Annotated in this window: 19 protein-coding genes; all 19 read left to right on the top strand. The window is 66.1% G+C overall.

Features of this window, described 5'->3' with window-relative positions; all coding sequences use genetic code 11:
* Positions 1–3: 3 nt before the first annotated feature.
* A complete protein-coding gene (locus tag DB459_RS20580; RefSeq protein WP_253707193.1) occupies positions 4–624 on the top strand; it encodes an NADH-quinone oxidoreductase subunit C in 621 nt (206 codons plus the stop codon).
* Positions 624–1,814 (top strand): NADH-quinone oxidoreductase subunit D, encoded by a 1,191-nt coding sequence (locus DB459_RS20585; protein ID WP_253707195.1) that lies wholly within the window; start codon positions 624–626, stop codon positions 1,812–1,814. Before DB459_RS20580 ends, DB459_RS20585 begins: the two co-directional genes overlap by 1 nt.
* Positions 1,814–2,434 (top strand): hypothetical protein, encoded by a 621-nt coding sequence (locus tag DB459_RS20590; protein ID WP_253713649.1) that lies wholly within the window; start codon positions 1,814–1,816, stop codon positions 2,432–2,434. Before DB459_RS20585 ends, DB459_RS20590 begins: the two co-directional genes overlap by 1 nt.
* Positions 2,435–2,456: 22 nt before the next feature.
* Entirely contained in the window at positions 2,457–3,098 is a 642-nt protein-coding gene (gene nuoE, locus DB459_RS20595) for an NADH-quinone oxidoreductase subunit NuoE (RefSeq protein WP_253707197.1), read from the top strand.
* Positions 3,098–4,420 carry an NADH-quinone oxidoreductase subunit NuoF gene (gene nuoF / locus DB459_RS20600; protein ID WP_253707199.1) on the top strand — a complete coding sequence of 441 codons (1,323 nt, stop codon included), beginning with the start codon at positions 3,098–3,100 and terminating at the stop codon, positions 4,418–4,420. Before nuoE ends, nuoF begins: the two co-directional genes overlap by 1 nt.
* A gap of 6 nt (positions 4,421–4,426) precedes the next feature.
* Entirely contained in the window at positions 4,427–6,502 is a 2,076-nt protein-coding gene (gene nuoG, locus DB459_RS20605) for an NADH-quinone oxidoreductase subunit NuoG (RefSeq protein ID WP_253707201.1), read from the top strand.
* Positions 6,503–6,506: 4 nt separating this feature from the next.
* On the top strand, positions 6,507–7,538 hold the full coding sequence (gene nuoH, locus DB459_RS20610) for an NADH-quinone oxidoreductase subunit NuoH (protein ID WP_253707203.1): 1,032 nt from the start codon (positions 6,507–6,509) through the stop codon (positions 7,536–7,538).
* A gap of 7 nt (positions 7,539–7,545) precedes the next feature.
* Positions 7,546–8,034, top strand: coding sequence for an NADH-quinone oxidoreductase subunit NuoI (gene nuoI, locus DB459_RS20615; RefSeq protein WP_253707206.1), 489 nt, complete (start codon positions 7,546–7,548; stop codon positions 8,032–8,034).
* A gap of 9 nt (positions 8,035–8,043) precedes the next feature.
* Complete coding sequence (locus tag DB459_RS20620; protein ID WP_253707208.1) at positions 8,044–8,682, top strand: NADH-quinone oxidoreductase subunit J; 639 nt, start codon at positions 8,044–8,046, stop codon at positions 8,680–8,682.
* Positions 8,679–8,987 carry an NADH-quinone oxidoreductase subunit NuoK gene (nuoK, locus tag DB459_RS20625; protein ID WP_253707210.1) on the top strand — a complete coding sequence of 103 codons (309 nt, stop codon included), beginning with the start codon at positions 8,679–8,681 and terminating at the stop codon, positions 8,985–8,987. Before DB459_RS20620 ends, nuoK begins: the two co-directional genes overlap by 4 nt.
* Before the next feature lie 7 nt (positions 8,988–8,994).
* Positions 8,995–11,082 (top strand): NADH-quinone oxidoreductase subunit L, encoded by a 2,088-nt coding sequence (gene nuoL / locus DB459_RS20630; RefSeq protein ID WP_253707212.1) that lies wholly within the window; start codon positions 8,995–8,997, stop codon positions 11,080–11,082.
* A complete protein-coding gene (locus DB459_RS20635; protein WP_253707214.1) occupies positions 11,083–12,588 on the top strand; it encodes an NADH-quinone oxidoreductase subunit M in 1,506 nt (501 codons plus the stop codon).
* Positions 12,589–12,613: 25 nt separating this feature from the next.
* Positions 12,614–14,044, top strand: a complete 1,431-nt coding sequence (nuoN, locus tag DB459_RS20640) for an NADH-quinone oxidoreductase subunit NuoN (protein WP_253707217.1) — start codon at positions 12,614–12,616, stop codon at positions 14,042–14,044.
* Entirely contained in the window at positions 14,044–14,853 is an 810-nt protein-coding gene (locus tag DB459_RS20645) for a biotin--[acetyl-CoA-carboxylase] ligase (protein WP_253707219.1), read from the top strand. Before nuoN ends, DB459_RS20645 begins: the two co-directional genes overlap by 1 nt.
* On the top strand, positions 14,853–16,523 hold the full coding sequence (locus DB459_RS20650; protein ID WP_253707221.1) for a ribonuclease J: 1,671 nt from the start codon (positions 14,853–14,855) through the stop codon (positions 16,521–16,523). The genes DB459_RS20645 and DB459_RS20650 overlap by 1 nt, the downstream gene beginning before the upstream one ends.
* 74 nt (positions 16,524–16,597) lie before the next feature.
* On the top strand, positions 16,598–17,002 hold the full coding sequence (gene mce / locus DB459_RS20655) for a methylmalonyl-CoA epimerase (protein ID WP_253707223.1): 405 nt from the start codon (positions 16,598–16,600) through the stop codon (positions 17,000–17,002).
* A gap of 4 nt (positions 17,003–17,006) precedes the next feature.
* Entirely contained in the window at positions 17,007–17,276 is a 270-nt protein-coding gene (locus tag DB459_RS20660; protein WP_253707225.1) for a DUF1467 family protein, read from the top strand.
* Positions 17,277–18,812: 1,536 nt separating this feature from the next.
* Positions 18,813–19,178, top strand: a complete 366-nt coding sequence (locus DB459_RS20665) for a DUF2946 family protein (protein ID WP_253707227.1) — start codon at positions 18,813–18,815, stop codon at positions 19,176–19,178.
* A 62-nt stretch (positions 19,179–19,240) separates the two neighbouring features.
* Positions 19,241–21,676, top strand: coding sequence for a TonB-dependent receptor (locus DB459_RS20670; protein WP_253707229.1), 2,436 nt, complete (start codon positions 19,241–19,243; stop codon positions 21,674–21,676).
* Positions 21,677–21,701 lie beyond the last annotated feature (25 nt).

Raw genomic sequence — 21,701 nt, forward strand, 5'->3', positions numbered from 1 at the left:
GGCATGGACGACGCAAAGCTCGACGCCCTGGGTTTGACGATGGTCGAGGCGCTGCCCGGCGCCGCGCTGTCGCATCGCGTGGCCTTCAATCAGCTCGACGTCATCGTCGATCTGTCCCGGATCGTCGAGGTGGTGCGCGTGCTGCGCGACGATCCGCGGTTGCGCTTCGTCAACATCGTCGATGTGACGGCGGTGGACTATCCGGGCCGCGAGAGCCGCTTCGACGTGGTCTATCACCTGCTGTCGCCGACGCTGAACGCGCGGGTGCGGCTGCGCGGCGAGGCCGGCGAGACGACCCAGGTGCCCTCGATCATCGAGGTGTTTCCCGGCGCCGACTGGTTCGAGCGCGAAACCTACGATCTGTACGGCGTGATCTTCACCGGTCACCCCGACATGCGGCGGCTGCTCACCGATTACGGGTTCGACGGCCATCCGCTGCGCAAGGATTTCCCGCTCACCGGCTTCGTCGAGGTCCGCTACGACGACGAGGAGAAGCGGGTGGTCTATGAGCCGGTCCGGCTCAACCAGGAATTCCGCAAGTTCGACTTCCTGTCGCCCTGGGAAGGCGCGGACTATCCGCTGCCCGGCGACGAGAAGGCGAGCACCGGAAAGGCAGGCAATTGATGGCTGAGGCGTCACTGCGCAATTTCACGATCAATTTCGGACCGCAGCATCCGGCGGCGCACGGCGTGCTGCGCCTCGTGCTGGAGCTCGATGGCGAGGTGGTGGAGCGGGTCGATCCGCACATCGGCCTGCTGCATCGCGGCACCGAGAAGCTGATCGAGCAGAAGACCTATCTGCAGGCGATTCCCTATTTCGACCGGCTCGACTACGTCGCGCCGATGAACCAGGAGCATGCCTTCTGCCTCGCCGCCGAGAAGCTGCTCGGCATCACCGTGCCGCGGCGCGGCAGTCTGATCCGCGTGCTCTATTGCGAGATCGGCCGCATCCTCTCGCACCTCCTCAACGTCACCACCCAGGCGATGGACGTCGGCGCCCTGACGCCGCCGCTGTGGGGCTTCGAGGAACGCGAGAAGCTCATGGTGTTCTACGAGCGCGCCTCGGGCAGCCGGATGCATGCGGCCTATTTCCGCATCGGCGGCGTCCACCAGGACCTGCCGTCCAAGCTGATCGACGACATCTGGGACTGGTGCGATCCGTTCCTCAAGGTCGTCGACGACCTCGAGACCCTGCTGACCGACAATCGCATCTTCAAGCAGCGCAACGTCGATATCGGCGTGGTGACGCTGGAGCAGGCCTGGGCCTGGGGCTTCTCCGGGGTGATGGTGCGCGGCTCCGGCGCCGCCTGGGACCTGCGCAAGGCGCAGCCCTACGAGTGCTATGCCGAGATGGATTTCGACGTCCCGGTCGGCAAGAACGGCGACTGCTACGATCGCTACTGCATCCGCGTCGAGGAGATGCGCCAGTCGGTGCGCATCATGAAGCAGTGCATCGAGAAGCTGCGCGCGCCGGACGGGCAGGGGCCCGTCGCCGTCGAGGACAACAAGATCTTCCCGCCGCGCCGCGGCGAGATGAAGCGCTCGATGGAAGCGCTGATCCATCACTTCAAGCTCTATACCGAGGGCTTCCACGTGCCCGCCGGCGAGGTCTATGCCGCGGTCGAGGCGCCCAAGGGCGAGTTCGGCGTCTATCTCGTCGCCGACGGCGGCAACAAGCCCTACAAGTGCAAGATCCGGGCGCCGGGCTTCGCCCATCTGCAGGCGATGGATTTCATCTGCAAGGGCCACCTCCTGGCCGACGTCTCGGCCATTCTCGGCTCGCTCGACATCGTGTTCGGCGAGGTCGATCGGTGATCGTGCAGGCTCCCATCCGGTTCGACCGGGCGACGGGCGTCCTCGAGGGGACGAACGCATGGGAGCGGCTTGCGGCAATGTCCCTGGTGGCCGGCACCAAGATGTCGGCGCCGTTCTCGTATCGCGGCGACAACGTCTGCGCCAATTTCCAGCGCAAGGCGCTGCCGGCGCGTGACATCGCGGTCAAGCTCAACGCGGTCAAGCTCAACGACGACGCGATCTTCGCCTTTCCCTATGGCGACGGCTACTGGAGCAAGCTGCTCTATCGCGGCTTCCGCTACGAGGACGAGCTCGAGATCCTGTTCGAGGACTGCCGCGACATCGACTACGCGCTGGTCGATGGCGGCGCCAATTACGGCTACTGGTCGGTGCTGTTGTGCGAGGACCACGGCTCCGATCGCAGCCACAGCGTGTCGCGCTACATCCTCGAACAGACCCCGATGCAGCTGATCCTGCTCGATCGCGCCGTCCGCCGCTTCGAGCCCGTCACCGACCTGTCGGTGCTCGACCGCGTCAAGGTCGCGACCAATGTCGGCTACAACGTGTTCGCCACCGCGAGCGCGTTCTGGCAGGACCGTTTCGCCAACCTGAACGAGCGCGTCTCGCGCCGCGTTCATTAACGAGATCGCCAAAGAGACCGTCATGTCCGTCCGCCGCCTCGCCCCCAAGGAGCTGCAGCCCGCCAGCTTCGAATTCACGCCGGAAAATCTCGCCTGGGCCAGGGCGCAGATCGCGAAATATCCGGCGGGCCGCCAGGCATCGGCGGTGATCCCGATCCTGTGGAAGGTGCAGGAGCAGCATGACGGCTGGGTGTCGGAGCCGGCGATCCGTGCCGTCGCCGACCTGCTCGACATGCCCTATATCCGTGTCCTCGAGGTCGCGACCTTCTACACCATGTTCCAGCTCCAGCCGGTGGGCAAGAAGGCCCATGTCCAGGTCTGCGGCACCACGCCCTGCAAGCTGCGCGGCGCCGACGAGCTGAAGAAGGTCTGCGAGCACCGCATCCATCACGAGCCCTTCCACCTGTCCGCCGACGGCGATTTCAGCTGGGAGGAGGTCGAGTGCCTCGGCGCCTGCGTGAATGCGCCGATGGTCCAGATCTGGAAGGACACCTACGAGGACCTCACCCCCGAGAGCCTGAACAAGGTGCTCGACGGCTTCGCCGCCGGCAAGCCGCCGCAGCCGGGGCCGCAGAACGGCCGCCAGTTCTCCGCGCCCCAGGGCGGGCCGACCACGTTGAAGGACGTCGCCGGAAAGGCCGTCCCTGTGAAGGACAAAGCGTGATGCTGGACGACAAGGACCGCATCTTCAGGAATCTCTACGGCCTCCACGACTGGGGGCTGAAGGGCGCGCGCGAGCGCGGCGCCTGGGATGGCACCAAGTCCATCCTCGAGAAGGGCCGCGACTGGATCATCAACGAGATGAAGGCCTCGGGCCTGCGCGGCCGCGGCGGCGCCGGCTTCCCGACCGGGCTGAAATGGTCCTTCATGCCCAAGGAATCCGACGGCCGGCCGCACTACCTCGTGGTCAATGCCGACGAATCCGAGCCGGGCACCTGCAAGGACCGCGAGATCCTGCGCCACGACCCCCATCTGCTGGTCGAGGGCTGCCTGCTGGCGAGCTTCGCCATGGGCGCCCATGTCTGCTACGTCTACGTGCGCGGCGAATTCATCCGCGAGCGCGAGCGGCTGCAGGCCGCGGTCGATCAGGCCTATGAGGCCAAGCTGATCGGCAAGGACAACATCCACGGCTATCCCTTCGACCTCTACGTCCATCACGGCGCCGGCGCCTATATCTGCGGCGAGGAGACCGCGCTGCTGGAAAGCCTCGAGGGCAAGAAGGGCCAGCCGCGTCTCAAGCCGCCTTTCCCGGCCAATATGGGCCTCTACGGCTGCCCGACCACCGTCAACAACGTCGAGTCGATCGCGGTCGCGCCCGACATCCTGCGCCGCGGCGCCGCCTGGTTCGCCGGCATCGGCCGGCCCAACAATGTCGGCACCAAGCTGTTCGGCATTTCCGGGCACGTCAACACGCCCTGCGTCGTCGAGGAGGCGATGGGCATTCCGTTCCGGGAGCTCATCGAGAAGCACGGCGGCGGCATCCGCGGCGGCTGGGACAATCTCCTGGCGATCATTCCCGGCGGCGCGTCGTGTCCGCTGATCCCGGCGGCCGATTGTCACGACCTCATCATGGATTTCGATGGCACGCGCGCGGTGAAGTCGAGCTTCGGCACGGCGGGCGTGATCGTGATGGACAAGTCCACCGACGTGATCGCCGCGATCGCGCGCATCAGCTACTTCTTCAAGCACGAGAGCTGCGGCCAGTGCACGCCGTGCCGCGAGGGCACCGGCTGGATGTGGCGCGTGCTGTCGCGCATGGTCGAGGGCCGCGCCCACAAGCGCGAGATCGACATGCTGCTCCAGGTCACGACCCAGGTCGAGGGCCACACCATCTGCGCGCTCGGCGACGCTGCCGCCTGGCCGATCCAGGGTCTGATCCGGCACTTCCGGCCGGAGATCGAACGGCGTATCGACGCCTTCTCGCGCAATGCCGATCCCGGCGATGTGGGCGTGCTCGATCCCGCCCGCATGGCGGCGGCGGAGTAAACTGCAATGACGAAGCTGCTCATCGACGGCAAGGAAGTCGACGTTCCCGCGGAATACACGCTGCTGCAGGCCTGCGAGGCCGCCGGCGCCGAGATCCCGCGCTTCTGCTACCACGAACGGCTGTCCATCGCCGGCAACTGCCGCATGTGCCTCGTCGAGGTGAAGGGCTCGCCCAAGCCGGTGGCGAGCTGCGCCTGGGGCGTGCGCGACTGCCGGCCGGGTCCCAACGGCGAACTGCCGTCGGTCTCGACCCGCTCGCCGATGGTCAAGAAGGCGCGCGAAGGCGTGATGGAATTCCTGCTGATCAACCATCCGCTCGACTGCCCGATCTGCGACCAGGGCGGCGAATGCGATTTGCAGGACCAGGCCATGGGCTATGGCGTCGACACCAGCCGCTTCGCCGAGAACAAGCGCGCCGTCGAGGACAAGTATCTCGGCGCGCTGGTCAAGACCTCGATGACCCGCTGCATCCAGTGCACCCGCTGCGTGCGGTTCTCGACCGAAGTCTGCGGCGTGCCGGAAATGGGCGCCACCGGCCGCGGCGAGGACGTGGAGATCACCACCTATCTCGAAAGCGCCCTGAGCTCGGAGCTGCAGGGCAACCTCGTCGACATCTGCCCGGTGGGCGCCCTGACCTCCAAGCCCTACGCCTTCGCGGCGCGGCCGTGGGAGCTCGGCAAGACCCAGTCGATCGACGTCATGGACGGCCTCGGCTCGGCGATCCGGGTCGATACCCGCGGCCGCGAGGTGATGCGCGTGCTGCCGCGCGTCAACGAGGCGATCAACGAGGAATGGATTTCCGACAAGACGCGGCACATCGTCGACGGGTTGCGCACCCAGCGTCTCGACCGGCCCTATGTCCGTGAGGGCGGCAAGCTGCGGCCGGCGTCCTGGCAGGAGGCCTTCGCCGTCGTCGCCTTGAAGCTGCAGCACGCCGAGGCGAAGCGCATCGGCGCCGTCGCCGGCGATCTCGCCGCGGTCGAGGAGATGTTCGCGCTCAAGGATCTCCTGGCGCAGCTCGGCTCGGGCAATCTCGCCGTGCAGGGCGGGGCGGCGTTCGATCCCGCGCTCGGCCGCGCCTCCTACATCTTCAATCCGACCATCGCCGGCCTCGAGCAGGCCGATGCCCTGCTGATCGTCGGCTCGAATCCGCGCAAGGAGGCGGCGGTCCTCAACGCCCGCATCCGCAAGCGCTGGCGCACCGGCAAGCTCAAGATCGGCGTCATCGGCGAGAAGGCCGACCTGACCTACGCCTACGAGCATCTCGGCGCCGGCACCGACACCCTGGCCGAACTCGCTGCCGGCCGTCATTCCTTCGCCGACGTGCTCAAGGGCGCGCAGAACCCGATCGTGCTGGTCGGCGCCGGCGTGACCGCGCGCCCGGACGGTGCCGCGGTGCTGGCCCAGGCGGCGAAGCTCGCGGCCAAGATCGGCGCGGTCAAGGACGGCTGGAACGGATTTGCCGTGCTGCACGCCGCCGCCTCGACGGTGGGGGCGCTCGACATCGGCTTCGCGCCGGGGAAGGGCGGCCTCGGCCTGGCGCAGATGACGACCCCCGGCTCGCTCGACGTGCTGTTCGCGCTCGGCGCCGACGAGATCAAGATCCCGGACGGCACCTTCGTCGTCTACATCGGCACCCATGGCGATCGCGGCGCCCATCGCGCCGACGTCATCCTGCCGGGCGCGGCCTATACCGAGAAGACCGGCATCTTCGTCAACACCGAGGGGCGGGTGCAGGTCGCCAGTCGCGCCGCTTTCCCGCCGGGCGAGGCGCGCGAGGACTGGGCGATCCTGCGGGCGCTGTCGGAGGTGGTCGGCAGGCGGCTCGCCTACGACTCGCTCGCGGCGCTGCGCCAGGCGATCGTCAAGGCGGTGCCGCATCTCGGCCGCGTCGACCAGATCGCCCCCGCGGACGCCGCGGCGGTGACGACGCTGGCGGCGCGCGGCGGCGCGATCGACAAGGCGCCGTTCAAGCCGGCCCTCGAGGATTTCTACCTCACCAACCCCATCGCGCGGGCCTCTGCGACGATGGCCGAATGTTCACGCCTCGCGGCCGGCCGCGTCCTGACCGCAGCGGAGTAAGTCGATGACCTTCGCAGAGTTCTGGACCAGCTATCTCTGGCCGCTCATCATCATGGTGGCGCAGAGCCTGCTGCTCCTCGTGATCCTCCTGGTCGGGATCGCCTACATCCTGCTCGCCGACCGCAAGATCTGGGCGGCGGTGCAGATCCGCCGCGGTCCCAACGTGGTCGGGCCCTGGGGCCTGTTCCAGTCCTTCGCCGACCTTCTGAAGTTCGTGCTCAAGGAGCCGGTGATCCCGGCGGGGTCGAACAAGGGCGTCTTCCTCCTGGCGCCGCTGGTGTCCTGCATCCTGGCGCTCGCCGCCTGGGCGGTGATCCCGGTCAATCTCGGCTGGGTCATTGCCGACATCAATGTCGGCGTGCTCTACATCTTCGCGATCTCGTCGCTCTCGATCTACGGCATCATCATGGCCGGCTGGGCGTCGAACTCGAAATACCCGTTCCTGGCGGCGCTGCGCTCGGCGGCGCAGATGGTGTCCTACGAGGTCTCGATCGGCTTCGTCATCGTCAGCGTTCTGCTCTGCGTCGGCTCGCTCAACCTCACGGCCATCGTCGAGGCCCAGAACACCCGCTTCGGCCTGTTCGGCTGGTACTGGCTGCCGCTGCTGCCGCTGTTCGTGATCTTCTACGTCTCGGCGCTGGCGGAGACCAACCGTCCGCCGTTCGACCTCGTCGAGGCGGAATCGGAGCTCGTCGCCGGCTTCATGGTGGAATACGGCTCGACGCCGTACATGATGTTCATGCTCGGCGAGTACGTTGCCATCGCCACCATGTGCGCCATGGGAGCGATCCTGTTCATGGGCGGCTGGCTGCCGCCATTCCCGATCGCGCCCTTCACCTGGGTGCCGGGCGTGATCTGGTTCGTGCTCAAACTACTGTTCATGTTCTTCCTGTTCGCGATGGCCAAGGCCATCGTCCCGCGCTATCGCTACGATCAGCTGATGCGCCTGGGCTGGAAGGTCTTCCTGCCGATCTCGCTGGCGATGGTGGTCGTGGTTGCCGCCGTCCTGCAGTTCGGCGGACTTGCGCCGAAGTGAGGCCGTCATGAGTGTCGCCACTGCCGCCCGTTCGCTGCTGCTCAAAGAGTTCGCCTCGGCGTTCGTTCTCGCCATGCGCTATTTCTTCAAGCCGAAGCCGACGCTGAACTACCCCTTCGAGAAGGGGCCGATCTCGCCGCGCTTCCGCGGCGAGCATGCGCTGCGCCGCTATCCCAACGGCGAGGAACGCTGCATCGCCTGCAAGCTCTGCGAGGCGATCTGCCCCGCCCAGGCCATCACCATCGAGGCCGGCCCGCGTCGCAACGACGGCACCCGCCGCACCGTGCGCTACGACATCGACATGGTGAAGTGCATCTATTGCGGGATGTGCCAGGAGGCCTGCCCGGTCGACGCCATCGTCGAGGGGCCGAATTTCGAGTTCGCGACCGAGACGCGCGAGGAGCTCTATTATGACAAGGCCAAGCTGCTCGCCAACGGCGACCGCTGGGAGCGCGAGATCGCGAAGAACATCGCGCTCGACGCGCCGTACCGCTGAGGTGAGGGCATGATCCTTCCGGCGCTGTTCTTCTATCTCTTCGCGGGCATCTGCGTCGCTTCCGCGGTGATGGTGATTGCCTCGCGCAATCCCGTGCACTCGGTGCTGTTCCTGATCCTCGCCTTCGTCAATGCCTCGGGGCTGTTCATGCTGATGGGCGCCGAGTTCCTCGCCATGATCCTGGTGGTGGTCTATGTCGGCGCGGTGGCGGTGCTGTTCCTGTTCGTCATCATGATGCTGGACGTCGACTTCACCGAACTGCGGCAGGGCTTCCTGGAGTATCTGCCGGTCGGCCTGCTGATCGGCGCGATCTTCCTCGCCGAGCTGCTGCTGGTCGCCGGCGGCTGGGCGATCAGCCCGGCGCTGACCAGGAGCATCGCGGCGCCGATCCCGCACAACGTGACCAACGCCGAGGCGCTCGGGCTCGTGCTCTACACCCGCTATCTGGCGTATTTCCAGCTCGCGGGCGCGGTGCTGCTGGTCGCCATGATCGGCGCCATCGTGCTGACGCTGCGCCACAAGGCGAACGTCAAGCGCCAGAGCATTCCGGTGCAGAACGCGCGCGGCAAGGCCACCGCCATGGCGGTGCGCAAGGTGCCGAGCGGGCAGGGGCTGCAGGACAAGGACGCGCAGGAGTGGGTGCGATGACCATCGGGCTCGGACATTACCTCTCGGTCGGCGCGATCCTGTTCACGCTCGGGATTCTCGGCATTTTCCTCAACCGCAAGAACGTCATCGTCATCCTGATGTCGATCGAGCTGATCCTGCTCGCCGTCAACGTCAACCTCGTGGCGTTCTCGACCTTCCTCAACGACATCGTCGGCCAGGTGTTCGCGCTGCTGGTGCTGACGGTGGCGGCGGCGGAGGCGGCGATCGGACTTGCCGTACTGGTGGTGTTCTACCGCAACCGCGGTTCGATCGCGGTCGAAGACATCAATCTGATGAAGGGCTGACGGCGACATGATCCAGGCGATTGTTTTCCTGCCCCTGCTGGGCGCCGTCCTCGCCGGCCTGATCGCACTTGCCGGCGCGCACGCCCGCAACCCGAGCGGCGACGAGATGGAGCATGGCCACGGCCATGCCGCGCCGGTCGGCGCCGACGTCGCGGCGATCCACAACACCCACGCCGGGTCCGCCGCGCACGGCGATGCCCACGGCCACGACGACCACGCGGTCGAGCCGGCGGCGGCGGGCTCCCGCGCCGCCGAACTGATCACCACGGCGCTGCTGCTGGCGTCGGCGGCGCTGTCATGGGTGATGTTCGTCGATGTCGGTTTCCTGCATCACGACGTCCGCGCCCTGCTGCTGCCCTGGATCGTGTCGGGCGACCTCAACGTCGCCTGGTCGCTGCGGGTCGACACCCTGACGGCGGTCATGCTGGTGGTCGTGACGACGGTGTCCTCGCTCGTCCACCTCTATTCCATCGGCTACATGCACGAGGACCCGCACCGGCCGCGCTTCATGGCCTATCTGTCGCTGTTCACCTTCGCCATGCTGATGCTGGTGACTGCCGACAATCTGGTGCAGCTGTACTTCGGCTGGGAGGGCGTCGGTCTCGCCAGCTATCTCTTGATCGGCTTCTGGTACCAGCGTCCCTCGGCCAACGCCGCTGCGATCAAGGCCTTCGTCGTCAACCGCGTCGGCGACTTCGGCTTCGGGCTCGGCATCTTCGCGATCTTCGCGCTGGTCGGCTCGACCGATTTCGAGACCATCTTCGCCGCCGCGCCCGGGCTCAGCGGCAAGACCATTCCGATGTTCGGCTGGAACGTCGACGCCCTGACCCTGACCTGTCTGCTGCTGTTCATGGGCGCCATGGGCAAGTCGGCGCAGTTCCTGCTGCACACCTGGTTGCCGGACGCCATGGAAGGCCCGACCCCGGTTTCGGCATTGATCCACGCCGCGACCATGGTGACCGCCGGCGTCTTCATGGTGGCACGCCTGTCGCCGCTGTTCGAACTGGCGCCGACCGCCCAGGCCTTCGTGATGTTCATCGGCGCGACCACGGCGTTCTTCGCCGCCACCATCGGCCTCGTGCAGAACGACATCAAGCGCATCGTCGCCTATTCGACCTGCTCGCAGCTCGGCTACATGTTCGTGGCCATGGGGGCAGGGGCCTATTCGGTCGGCATCTTCCACCTCTTCACCCACGCCTTCTTCAAGGCGCTGTTGTTCCTCGGTGCCGGCTCGGTGATCCATGCCATGCACCACGAGCAGGACATCCGGATGATGGGCGGGCTGTGGCGGAAGATTCCCTTCACCTTCTTCGTGATGTGCATCGGCACCCTGGCGCTGACCGGCTTCCCGCTGTTCGCCGGCTACTTCTCCAAGGACGCGATCATCGAGTCGGCCTACGCCGCGCATAATCCGTTCGCGCTCTATGCCTTCATCCTGACGGTGGTCGCCGCCGGCCTGACCTCGTTCTATTCGTGGCGCCTGGTGTTCAAGACCTTCTTCGGCCAGCCCCATGACGAGCACCACCACGAGGCCGCCCATGAGAGCCCGCTGGTGATGCTGGTGCCGCTCGGCGTGCTCGCCGCCGGCTCGATCCTCGCCGGCCTGCCGTTCAAGGAGCTGTTCGCCGGTCACGGCATCGAGGAATTCTTCCGCGAGTCGCTGAAGATGAATCCGGAGATCATCGACCACATGCACCACATCCCGGAATGGGCGACCTACCTGCCCACCGTGATGATGGTCGGCGGCCTCCTGGTGGCGGTCCAGTTCTACCTGCGGTCGCCGTATCTGCCGGTCGAACTCGCCGAGCAGCATCAGGGCCTGTATCGCTTCCTGCTCAACAAGTGGTACTTCGACGAACTCTACGAAGTGATCTTCGTCCGTTCGGCGAAGTGGCTCGGCCGCTTCCTGTGGAAGAAGGGCGACGGCTTCCTGATCGACGGCTTCGGTCCGGACGGCGTCTCGGCGCGGGTGCTCGACGTCACCCGTGGCGCGGTGCGGCTGCAGAGCGGCTATCTCTATCACTATGCCTTCGCGATGCTGATCGGCGTCGCCGGGCTCGTCACCTGGTTCATCTTCGGTCTCGGGGGCCACTAAATGACAACCTGGCCCATTCTCTCGGTCACCACCTTCCTGCCGATCCTCGGCGCCGTCCTGGTCTGGCTCAGCCGCGGCGACGACGAGGCCGCGCAGGGCAATGCACGCTGGATCGCGCTGTGGACCACGCTGATCACCTTCGCGGTGTCGCTGATCCTGGTCTGGCGCTTCGATCCGGCCCAGCCGGACTTCCAGTTGGTCGACACCGCGCCGTGGCTGACAAAGACCATCGGCTACCGCATGGGCGTCGACGGCATTTCGCTGCCCTTCGTCATCCTCACCACCGCCCTGATGCCGTTCTGCATCCTCGCGAGCTGGAAGTCGGTGAAGGTGCGGGTGCGCGAATACATGATGGCGTTCCTGCTGCTCGAAACGCTGATGATCGGCACCTTCGCGGCGCTCGATCTCGTGCTGTTCTACCTGTTCTTCGAAGGCGGCCTGATCCCGATGTTCCTGATCATCGGGGTGTGGGGCGGCCCGCGCCGGGTCTACGCCAGCTTCAAGTTCTTCCTCTACACGCTGCTCGGCTCGGTGCTGATGCTGCTCGCCATCATGGCGCTGTACTGGAACGCCGGCACCACCGACATCCCGACGCTGCTGCACACCGCGGTGCCGCGCAGCCTGCAGACCTGGGCCTGGCTCGCCTTCTTTGCCTCCTTCGCGGTGAAGATGCCGATGTGGCCGGTGCACACCTGGCTGCCGGACGCCCACGTCGAGGCGCCGACGGCCGGCTCGGTGATCCTGGCGGCGATCCTGCTCAAGATGGGCGGTTACGGTTTTCTGCGCTTCTCGCTGCCGATGTTCCCGCTGGCGTCGCATGACTTCGCGCCGCTGATCTACACCCTCTCGGTCATGGCCATCGTCTACACCTCGCTGGTGGCCCTGATGCAGGAGGACATGAAGAAGCTGATCGCCTATTCCTCCGTGGCGCATATGGGCTTCGTCACCATGGGCATCTTCGCCGGCACCCTGCAGGGCGTCGCCGGCAGCGTCTTCCAGATGATCTCCCACGGCATCGTCTCGGGGGCGCTGTTCCTCTGCGTCGGCATTGTCTACGACCGCCTCCACACCCGCGAGATCGCGGCCTATGGCGGCCTCGTCAACCGCATGCCGCTCTACGCCTTCGTGTTCATGATCTTCACCATGGCCAATGTCGGCCTGCCGGGCACGTCGGGCTTCATCGGCGAATTCATGACGCTGCTCGGCACCTTCAAGGTCTCGACGGCGACCGCGACCTTCGCCAGCCTGGGCGTGATCCTGTCGGCGGCCTACGCGCTGTGGCTCTACCGCAAGGTCATCTTCGGCGTCCTCGACAAGGCCTCGCTCGCCAGCATCAAGGACCTGACGCTGCGCGAGGGCATCATCATGGGCCCGCTGGTGGCGCTGACCATCCTGTTCGGCGTCTACCCCAAGCCGGTGCTCGACATGTCGTCGGCGTCGGTCCAGCAACTCGTCACCACCTACAGCCAGGCGATCTCGGCGGTGAAGGCCGCCTCGCTTCCCTGACCGCAGCGGATCGGAACCCACGCTTATGACCTTCGCCGGATATAATCTCGTTCCCGTGCTGCCGGAGATCGTGCTGGCGCTGGGGGCCATGCTGCTCCTGATGGTGGGCGCCTATCGTGGCCAGCAGGCGACCGGCGCGGTCACCGCGCTCGCCGCGGTGCTGCTGGTGGTGATCGGCGCGCTGGAACTGTGGCTGCCGGCCGGCAAGCTGACGACCTTCGGCGGCAGCTTCATCGTCGACGACTTCGCCCGGTACCTGAAGATCCTGGCGCTGATCGGTTCGCTGGCGACGCTGCTGATGGCGCGCGGCTTCCTCGCCGACCCGTCGCGGCGGATCTTCGAGTTCGCCGTGCTGATCCTGCTGTCGACGCTCGGCATGATGGTGCTGATCTCGGCGGCCGACCTCATCATGCTCTATCTCGGCCTCGAACTGATGAGCCTTGCGCTCTATGTCGTCGCCGCGAGCCATCGCGACGACGCCAAGTCGACCGAAGCCGGCCTGAAGTATTTCGTCCTCGGCGCCTTGTCCTCGGGCATGCTGCTCTACGGCGCCTCCCTGATCTACGGCTTCACCGGTACGGTCGCCTTCTCGGGCATCGCCGCCGCGGCGACGGAGGGCTCGGCCGGCATCATCTTCGGCATCGTCTTCCTGCTGGCCGGCCTGTGCTTCAAGATCTCGGCGGTGCCGTTCCACATGTGGACGCCCGACGTCTACGAGGGGGCGCCGACGCCGGTCACCGCCTTCTTCGCCTCGGCGCCGAAGGTGGCGGCGCTGGCGGTGTTCACCCGTGTCGCGCTCACCGCCTTTCCGGGCGTGGTGCACGACTGGCAGCAGATCGTGGTGTTCGTCGCCATCGCTTCGATGGGGCTCGGCGCCTTCGCCGCCATCGGCCAGACCAACATCAAGCGCCTGATGGCCTATTCGTCGATCGGCCATATGGGCTTCGCGCTGGTCGGCCTCGCTGCCGGCACCGCCGAGGGCGCCCAGGGCGTGCTGATCTACATCGCCATCTACGTGGCGATGACGCTGGCTTCCTTCGCGGTGATCATCGCCATGAAGCGCAACGGCCAGGCGGTCGAGACCATCGCGGATTTCGCCGGGCTCGCCCGCACCAACCCGCTGATCGCCTTTTTCTTCGCGATGCTGCTGTTCTCGCTCGCCGGCATTCCGCCGCTGGCCGGCTTCTTCGCCAAGTTCTACGTCTTCCTCGCCGCCATCAAGGCTGGGCTGTTCGCGCTGTCGATCATCGGCGTGCTCACGAGCGTGGTCGGCGCCTACTACTATCTGCGGGTCATCAAGGTGATGTATTTCGATGAGCCGGCCGGGGCGATCGACCCGGTGCAGGTCGAACTGCGCGCCGTGCTCGGCATCGCGGGAACCTTCAACCTCTTGTTCTTCGTCTATCCCGGGCCGCTGGTGAGCGCGGCGACGGCGGCGGCGAAGTCGCTGTTCTGATGGCCTTCGCGCTCGGGCCTCGGGCCAGCGCCGCCGGCACCCGGCTGATCTCCTTTCCAAGCACCGGCTCGACCAATGTCGAGGCGCTGCTCTGCGCCCGGGCGGGCGAGCGCGGGCCATTGTGGCTGGTCACCGACCACCAGACGGCAGGCCGCGGCCGGCGCGACCGCGCCTGGATCTCGCCGGTCGGCAATCTCGCCGCCAGCGTCCTCGAGGTGATCGAGGTGACGCCGCCGGTCGCCGCGACACTGGGCTTCGCTGCCGGCCTTGCGGTCGAGACCGCGCTGCAGCAGGTCAGCGTCGAGGCACGGCTGCGCGCGGGCGGCGCGATCGCGGCGCCGTTCCAGCTGAAATGGCCCAATGATGTGCTGGCGGGCGGACGCAAGCTCACCGGCATCCTGCTGGAGGCCGAGCCGGTCGCCGGCGGCCTTGCCGTTGTCGTCGGGATCGGCATCAATGTAGTCGGCGCGCCGGAAGGCACGGCGACCGCGGCGACGTCGCTGCATGCCCTCGGCATTCACGTCGGTGCCGAGGAGCTGTTCGCGGCGCTGTCCGACGCCTGGACGGAATGGCGCGGGCGCTGGGACAGGGGCCGGGGCTTTGCCGCCCTTCGCGCCGCCTGGCTGGAGCGTGCGGCGGGCCTTGGCCAGCGGGTGTCGGTGCACAGTGGCGGAAGTATCGTGGAAGGCATATTCGAGACCATCGACTCGGCCGGCTGCCTCGTGGTGGCCACCGCATCCGGCGCGCGGATGACGGTCTCGGCCGGCGACGTCTATTTTGGCGGCGCCGCCTCGATGGGAGCAGCTTGATGGCACGGCCAGACGAATTGACTTTTGCGCCGCTCGGCGGCGTTGGCGAGATCGGCATGAATCTGTCGGTCTACGGCCTCGGCAGCCGGCACCAGCGCAGCCTGCTCGCGGTCGATCTCGGCGTCTCCTTCGGCGACGAAGAGCATCTGCCGGGGATCGATCTGGTGATGCCGGACGTCGCCTTCCTCGAGGCCGAGCGCAAGAACCTCGTCGGGCTGGTGCTGACCCATGCCCACGAGGACCACTTCGGCGCCATCATCGATCTGTGGCCGCGACTGAAGATGCCGATCTACGCGACGGCCTTCACGGCGTCGTTGTTCGAGGCCAAGCGCGCCGCCGAACGCGGCGCGCCGCAGATCCCGATCACCGTGGTGCCGTCGGGAGGGCGCATCGATGTCGGCCCCTTCAACGTCGAATTCATCCCGGTCGCCCATTCCATTCCGGAGGCCCATGCGCTGGCGATCCGCACCACCGCCGGAACCGTGCTGCACACCGGCGACTGGAAGATCGATCTGACCCCGGTGATCGGCCGTCCGACCGACGAGAAGCGGCTGCGCGAACTCGGCGACGAGGGCGTGCTGGCGCTGATCGGCGATTCGACCAATGCCGTTCGCGAAGGACGCTCGCCGTCGGAATCGGAAGTCGCGCTCGCCATCGCCGCGGTGGTGAAGCAGGCGAGGGGCCGCGTCGCGGTGACGACCTTCGCCTCGAACGTCGCGCGCCTGCGCGCCGTGGCCGAGGCGGCCCGCGCCGCCGATCGCGAAGTGGTGGTGGTCGGGCGCGCCATGGAGCGGGTGGTGCAGGTGGCGCGCGAATGCGGCTATCTCGACGGCATCGGCGATTTCCGCAGCGCCGAGTATTACGGCAACTTCCCGCCGGACAAGGTGCTGGCGCTGTGCACCGGCAGCCAGGGCGAACCGCGCGCCGCGCTCGCGCGAATCGCCAACGACGACCATCCCCTCGTGACCCTCAACAAGGGCGACATGGTGATCTTCTCTTCGCGCACGATCCCGGGCAACGAGAAGGCGGTCAGCGCCATCGTCAACGGTCTGGTGCGGCAAGGCATCGAGATCATCACCGATCGCACCCACCTCGTTCACGTCTCCGGCCATCCACGTCGCGACGAACTGCGCGAGATGATTTCCTGGGTGCGGCCGCAGCTCCTCATCCCGGTCCACGGCGAGGCGCTGCACCTCGAGGAACATGCGCGGCTGGCGCGCGCCGCCGGGGTGCCCAAGGTGATGACCTGCCGCAACGGCGACCTCGTGCGACTGGGGCCCGGCGATCCCGCGGTGATCGGCGAAGTGCCGTCGGGACGGCTCTACAAGGACGGAATGCTGCTCGAGCCGGACAAGGCGCGGGCCGTGGTGGAGCGGCGCAAACTGTCGTTCGCCGGCTGTGCCTTCATTGCCCTCGCGCTCGACGACAAGGGCGAACTTGTCGATGACCCGGAGATCGATCTGGTCGGCGTTCCGGAGAAAAACGCCGACGGCGAGGTGATCGCCGACGAGGTCTTAGACATTGTGGTGTCGACGGTGGAGAACCTGCCGCGGGCGCGGCGGCGCGATCCCGACGCAGTGGCGGAATCGGTGCGGCGGGCGGTGCGGGCGTCGGTCGCCGAGCAGTGGGGCAAGAAGCCGCTCTGCATGGTCCATGTCCTGACGGTCTGAGTGCTGACGGTTGACGAGGACGGCGTGAGGCCGCTGCGGCGGCGCCGCGCAACAAGATAAGGCGGAGACGAACCATGCTGGGCCGGCTCAATCATGTGGCGATCGCGGTGCGCGACGCGAGGAGCGCCGCGAAGATCTATGGTGCCGCGTTCGGCGCCGAGATTTCCGACGCGGTGCCGCTGCCGGAGCATGGGGTTGTGACCGTGTTCGCGACGTTGCCCAACACCAAGATCGAGTTCATCGAACCCTTTGGCGAAGCCTCGCCGATCGCCAAGTTCGTCGAGCGCAATCCCGACGGCGGCATCCATCATCTGTGTTACGAGGTCCCGGACATCGTCGCGGCGCGCGACCAGCTGATCGGGGAGGGCGCGCGGGTGATCGGCGACGCCACGCCCAAGGTCGGCGCCCATGGCAAGCCGGTGCTGTTCTTCCACCCCAAGGATTTCTCCGGGGCGCTGGTCGAAATCGAGCAGACCTGACGCCATGTCGATTTCCTCGGCGATCGCGATCTATTTCGTGCTGTGGTGGGTGGTGCTGTTCGCGGTGCTGCCGTTCGGCGCTCGGCGTCAGCCCGAAGAGAGCGAACAGGTCGTCGGCGCCGACCCCGGCGCGCCGGCACTGCCGCGCATGGCCCGCAATCTGGTGGTGACGACGCTGGTCTCGGCCGCGATCTTCGCGGTGGCGGCGTGGGCGTATCAGGCCGGCTATCTCGGCATCGACCGGCTCAACCGCCTGATGGGCATTCCATTCTAGCTAGTGTCCTGTCTCCGAATTACCGCTTCATTTGCCTCACCCTCGCACGGTCATTCGGAGACATCAGGACACTAGCAAAATCAAAAAGCTAGTGCGGCTTATGTCTCGCAATTGCCTACAGGGGCTTGCCGCGAAGGGCATAGGCAATTGCGAGACGCCACACTAGTGTCCCGTCTCCGAATTACCGCTACGTTTGCCTCACGCTCGCACGGTAATTCGGAGACATAGGGACACTAGCAAAATCAAAGTGCTAGTGTGGCTTATGTCTCGCAATTGCCTACAGGGACTTGCCGCAAAGGGCATAGGCAATTGCGAGACGCCACACTAGTGTCCCGTCTCCGAATTACCGCTACGTTTGCCTCACGCTCGCACGGTAATTCGGAGACATAGGGACACTAGCAAAATCAAAGTGCTAGTGTGGCTTATGTCTCGCAATTGCCTACAGGGACTTGCCGCAAAGGGCATAGGCAATTGCGAGACGCCACACTAGTGTGGTGGATCTGACACTCGCTTCAGCATTGCAGCGAGTTCTTCTTACCCGCGTCAGATCCAAAACCGCACTAGAATCATAACGATGCTGGTGTCCGTTCACGCGCAGCGGTGCCCGCTTCGCTCGAAAATGTTCTGGCCATCCGCGTCGCGTACGATCAGCGCGTCGCGCGCCCTGCGCTGGTCGCCGACATCATGTCGTCATCATTTCAAGCGAGAAAAAGAAAAAGCAGGGCCGGGCCCTGCTTTAATGTTGTACCAACCCTATTGTCCCCAAATATTGATTGCGACCGGGTCGTTCTTGGCTTGGGGAGACGCTGTTTTAGCGCGTCAGGGCTCCTCCCGAGACTTGGACCACCAGACTTGGCGCCACCAATCAGGTCAATGCGTCAGCCTGAGTTTTCACGCTAGCCGATCCTTTTGAGTTTGTCACTCTTTTCGGCAACAAATGGCTAAAATAGCAGCGGCGATTAAAAGGTCATTACCCACGGTCGTTAGGCCGGGAAAGTCGGGCGCTATGCCAGCCTGGTGGCCCGATCGCCTGCCTCATCCTTCATCAGGTCGGGCGAGTGCCTGGTGCGGCGTCTCGTAATTGCCTCTTCCCGGTAATGATCTATCGAATTCACGCATCGAAAAGAGATTCTGATTTCAACAGCTTGCCAAAGCAGATCCTAAGAGCGCGCCACGCCGGCGGTCTTCAGGAGGCGCTTCGACTCCCACTTCGTCGTCACCGGGCTTGTCATCGCAAGTCGGATTTATCCGACTTGCGATATTTAAGAAGGACGCAACTCGGCTGCGCCGAGTTGCTATGGACCTCGATTAGGGAGGCACTGCGCTGATCATCAGGAGGGTAGCAAATGCACTGCGCCCCTCATAACGCTGCTCGTGTCCCCTTGTTTCCAACGTTCGTATCAGCGCCTGCTGCAATGGAATACGAACGTTGGAGACAGGACACTAGCCGCCGAGCTCAACTGGTACTCTATCGTTACCCCTGCGCTCGTGTTAGGAGCGGCCAGGGGGAGTATCGAGGTGCCGAACAGGAGATCATTGCGCCAGCTGGGGATGCTGGCCGCCTTCGCTGCGGTGCATGCCTTCGTGTTCAATGCCCTGATCGCCGGCTTCCTCCTGGCGGCCATTCCGGCTGCCGCCTACGCCTCCGATTACGAGATCTGCAGCCATTCGGTGGGCGGCGAGGGCATCGCCGCCGATGCCAACGGACCGGCCAAGAAGGCGGCGCTCCACTGCAAGCTTTGCCTGCCTGCGCTCGCCGCCGCGATCTTGCCGCCCCCTCAGCCGATGCCGGCCGAACGCGTTGTCGTCACGGCGCCGCGTCAGGCCGCCTTCGACTTGCGGCTGCGGCAATTCTCGCGTTTCCGGCCTTTCGCCCCACGTGGCCCTCCGGCCGAGATCTGACGACCGCGCGCCCCGCGCATCTCTCGCCTTCGTCGATCTGAAGACCTTTTCCGGAGTTCGTTATGCTGTCCGCGTCCGCGGCGCGCAGGCTTTGGCTTGCCGTGCCCGTCATGCTTGTCGCCAGTCCCGCCGCGCAAGCCCAGTCCCCGTCTGCAGTTTCCTCGTCCGGCAGCGATCAGCTGCCAGCCGTCGTCGTCGATCCGCCGCGGCCAAGGCCCGCGGCGCGGCCGCAGGAGCGTCGCGCCGCACAGAGCCGGCCCCGTCCGGCGGCGGCAACCGCGCCGCGCCGCGGATCGGAGGTCGCCACGGCCACCGCGCGGGTCGGTGTCGCGACGACGCCGCTGAAGCAGACGTTCCAGCTCCCCCAGACGGCGGAGGGGATCTCCGCGGCCCAGATCGCCAATCGCATCAACCTCGTCGATACCGAGGATGCGGTGAAATACATGCCGAGCCTGTTCGTGCGCAAACGCAACTACGGCGACACCCAGCCGACGCTGGCCACCCGCACCAATGGTGTCGGCTGGAGCGCGCGCAGCCTCGTCTATGCCGACGATATCCTGCTCTCGGCCCTGATTGCCAACAACAACACCCTGGGCGCGCCGCGCTGGGGCCTGGTGGCGCCCGAGGAGATCAAGCGGGTCGACTTCCTCTATGGACCATTCTCGGCGGCCTATCCCGGCAATTCGGTCGGCGGCGTGCTGCTGATCGCAACGCGCATGCCGGAGAAGCTGGAATGGAGCGTCAAGCAGACCGAGGCGTTCCAGACCTTCGGCTACTACAAGACCAAGGACACCTATCGCACCGATCAGACCAGCGTCTCGCTCGGCGACAAGGTCGACCGCTTCTCCTATTTCCTCTCGGCCAACTTCCAGAACAGCTACAGCCAGCCGCTGAGCTGGATCACCGGCTCGCCGACCAAGGCCAATCCCAGCGGCATCCCGACCGGCACCAGCGGGGCCGTCCCGGCGCTCAGCCGCACCGGCACCATCGCTCCGGTGCTCGGCGCCGGCGGTCTCCTCCACACCGAAATGGCCAATGCGAAGGGCAAGTTCGCCTATGACATCACCCCGTGGGTGCAGGCGGTCTATACCCTCGGCTACTGGTCCAACGACGCTACGTCCGACGTGCAGTCCTATCTGCGCGACGCGTCCGGCAACGTCACCTATGGCGGCAATTCCGGTTTCGCCAGCTCGTACTACACGCTCCACGAAAAGCACCTCGCCAACGCGCTGTCGGTGAAGTCCGACACCAAAGGCACCTTCGATTTCGACGTCGCGGTGTCGCGCTACGATTATCTGGAGGACATCCAGCGCAACCCGTTCAGCGTATTGTCGACCGGCGCCGCCTTCACCAGCTACGGCAAGATCACCCGGCTCGACGGCACCAACTGGACCAATGGCGATGCCAAGGGCATCTGGCGGCCGAACGACGCCCACGAGGTCAGCTTCGGCGTCCATGCCGACCGCTATCATCTGGAAAATCCGGTCTACAAGACCGCGACCTGGAGCGGCGGCCCGGACGCGACCGGCGAACTCTACAGCAACAGCCGCGGCTCGACCCGCACCCTGGCGCTGTGGGCCCAGGACGCCTGGCGTTTCGCCCCGCTGCTCAAGCTGACGCTGGGCGGCCGGCTCGAGGACTGGCGCGCCTATGACGGCTACAATCTCCTGACCTCGACCAACGCGTCGACCGGGGCGATCACCGGCACGGCGGCGACCGCGCAGCCCGAACTCGGCGCCACCAAATTCTCGCCCAAGGCGCAGCTCGCCTTCGAGCCGTCGGCGCTGTGGCTGTTGACCGCGTCGATCGGCCAGGCCTCGCGGTTTCCGACCGTCGCCGAACTCTACCAGGCGACGACGGTCAACGGCGTGCCGGTCATCCCCAACCCCAACCTGCGCCCGGAGGACGTGCTCAGCGAAGAGATCGCGATCGAGCGGCGGCTGCCGGGCGGCAAGCTGCGGCTGTCGCTGTTCAACGAGAACGCCCGTGACGCGCTGATCTCGCAGCTCGCCGTCGTCGGCAGCGGCACGGCCAGCATTGTCTCCAATGTCGATGCGACGCGCACCCGCGGCTTCGAGCTCGCCGGCGAGAAGACCGACCTCGTCGAGGGCGTCGACGTGTTCGGCAGCGTTACCTATGCCGATGCGAAGATCGTGCGCGACCCGACCTTCGCGGCCGCCGAGGGCAAGCGCGTGCCGAACATTCCGTTGTGGCGCGCCACCGCCGGAATCACGGTGCGGCCGACCGAGGCCTGGGCCTTCACTGCCGCCGTGCGCTACAGCGGCAAGCAGTATGGCACGCTCGACAACACCGACACGGTGCCCCACGTCTACATGGCCTTCGACGGCTTCACGGTGGTGGACCTGCGGGCGCGGTATCTCCTGACCAAGAACGCCACCATCAATTTCGGCGTCGATAATGTCGGGGACACCAAATACACTCTGTTTCATCCGTTCCCCGGCCGCACCTATGTGGCTGATGTCCGGGTGACCTTCTGATCGCGGGCAGGGCGGGGCGGCACGT

It is taken from the genome of Bradyrhizobium sp. WD16, assembly GCF_024181725.1.
GTDB lineage: Bacteria > Pseudomonadota > Alphaproteobacteria > Rhizobiales > Xanthobacteraceae > Bradyrhizobium_A.

What these genes read in the sequence shown, in the direction of transcription:
- nuoI (WP_253707206.1), top strand. Translation starts at nt 7,546, where the DNA reads ATGAGTGTCGCCACTGCCGCCCGTTCGCTGCTGCTCAAAGAGTTCGCC.
- DB459_RS20670 (WP_253707229.1), top strand. Translation starts at nt 19,241, where the DNA reads ATGCTGTCCGCGTCCGCGGCGCGCAGGCTTTGGCTTGCCGTGCCCGTC.
- mce (WP_253707223.1), top strand. Translation starts at nt 16,598, where the DNA reads ATGCTGGGCCGGCTCAATCATGTGGCGATCGCGGTGCGCGACGCGAGG.
- nuoN (WP_253707217.1), top strand. Translation starts at nt 12,614, where the DNA reads ATGACCTTCGCCGGATATAATCTCGTTCCCGTGCTGCCGGAGATCGTG.
- DB459_RS20645 (WP_253707219.1), top strand. Translation starts at nt 14,044, where the DNA reads ATGGCCTTCGCGCTCGGGCCTCGGGCCAGCGCCGCCGGCACCCGGCTG.
- DB459_RS20585 (WP_253707195.1), top strand. Translation starts at nt 624, where the DNA reads ATGGCTGAGGCGTCACTGCGCAATTTCACGATCAATTTCGGACCGCAG.
- DB459_RS20635 (WP_253707214.1), top strand. Translation starts at nt 11,083, where the DNA reads ATGACAACCTGGCCCATTCTCTCGGTCACCACCTTCCTGCCGATCCTC.
- nuoE (WP_253707197.1), top strand. Translation starts at nt 2,457, where the DNA reads ATGTCCGTCCGCCGCCTCGCCCCCAAGGAGCTGCAGCCCGCCAGCTTC.
- DB459_RS20580 (WP_253707193.1), top strand. Translation starts at nt 4, where the DNA reads ATGGACGACGCAAAGCTCGACGCCCTGGGTTTGACGATGGTCGAGGCG.
- DB459_RS20650 (WP_253707221.1), top strand. Translation starts at nt 14,853, where the DNA reads ATGGCACGGCCAGACGAATTGACTTTTGCGCCGCTCGGCGGCGTTGGC.
- DB459_RS20620 (WP_253707208.1), top strand. Translation starts at nt 8,044, where the DNA reads ATGATCCTTCCGGCGCTGTTCTTCTATCTCTTCGCGGGCATCTGCGTC.
- DB459_RS20660 (WP_253707225.1), top strand. Translation starts at nt 17,007, where the DNA reads ATGTCGATTTCCTCGGCGATCGCGATCTATTTCGTGCTGTGGTGGGTG.
- nuoG (WP_253707201.1), top strand. Translation starts at nt 4,427, where the DNA reads ATGACGAAGCTGCTCATCGACGGCAAGGAAGTCGACGTTCCCGCGGAA.
- nuoF (WP_253707199.1), top strand. Translation starts at nt 3,098, where the DNA reads ATGCTGGACGACAAGGACCGCATCTTCAGGAATCTCTACGGCCTCCAC.
- nuoK (WP_253707210.1), top strand. Translation starts at nt 8,679, where the DNA reads ATGACCATCGGGCTCGGACATTACCTCTCGGTCGGCGCGATCCTGTTC.
- nuoL (WP_253707212.1), top strand. Translation starts at nt 8,995, where the DNA reads ATGATCCAGGCGATTGTTTTCCTGCCCCTGCTGGGCGCCGTCCTCGCC.
- nuoH (WP_253707203.1), top strand. Translation starts at nt 6,507, where the DNA reads ATGACCTTCGCAGAGTTCTGGACCAGCTATCTCTGGCCGCTCATCATC.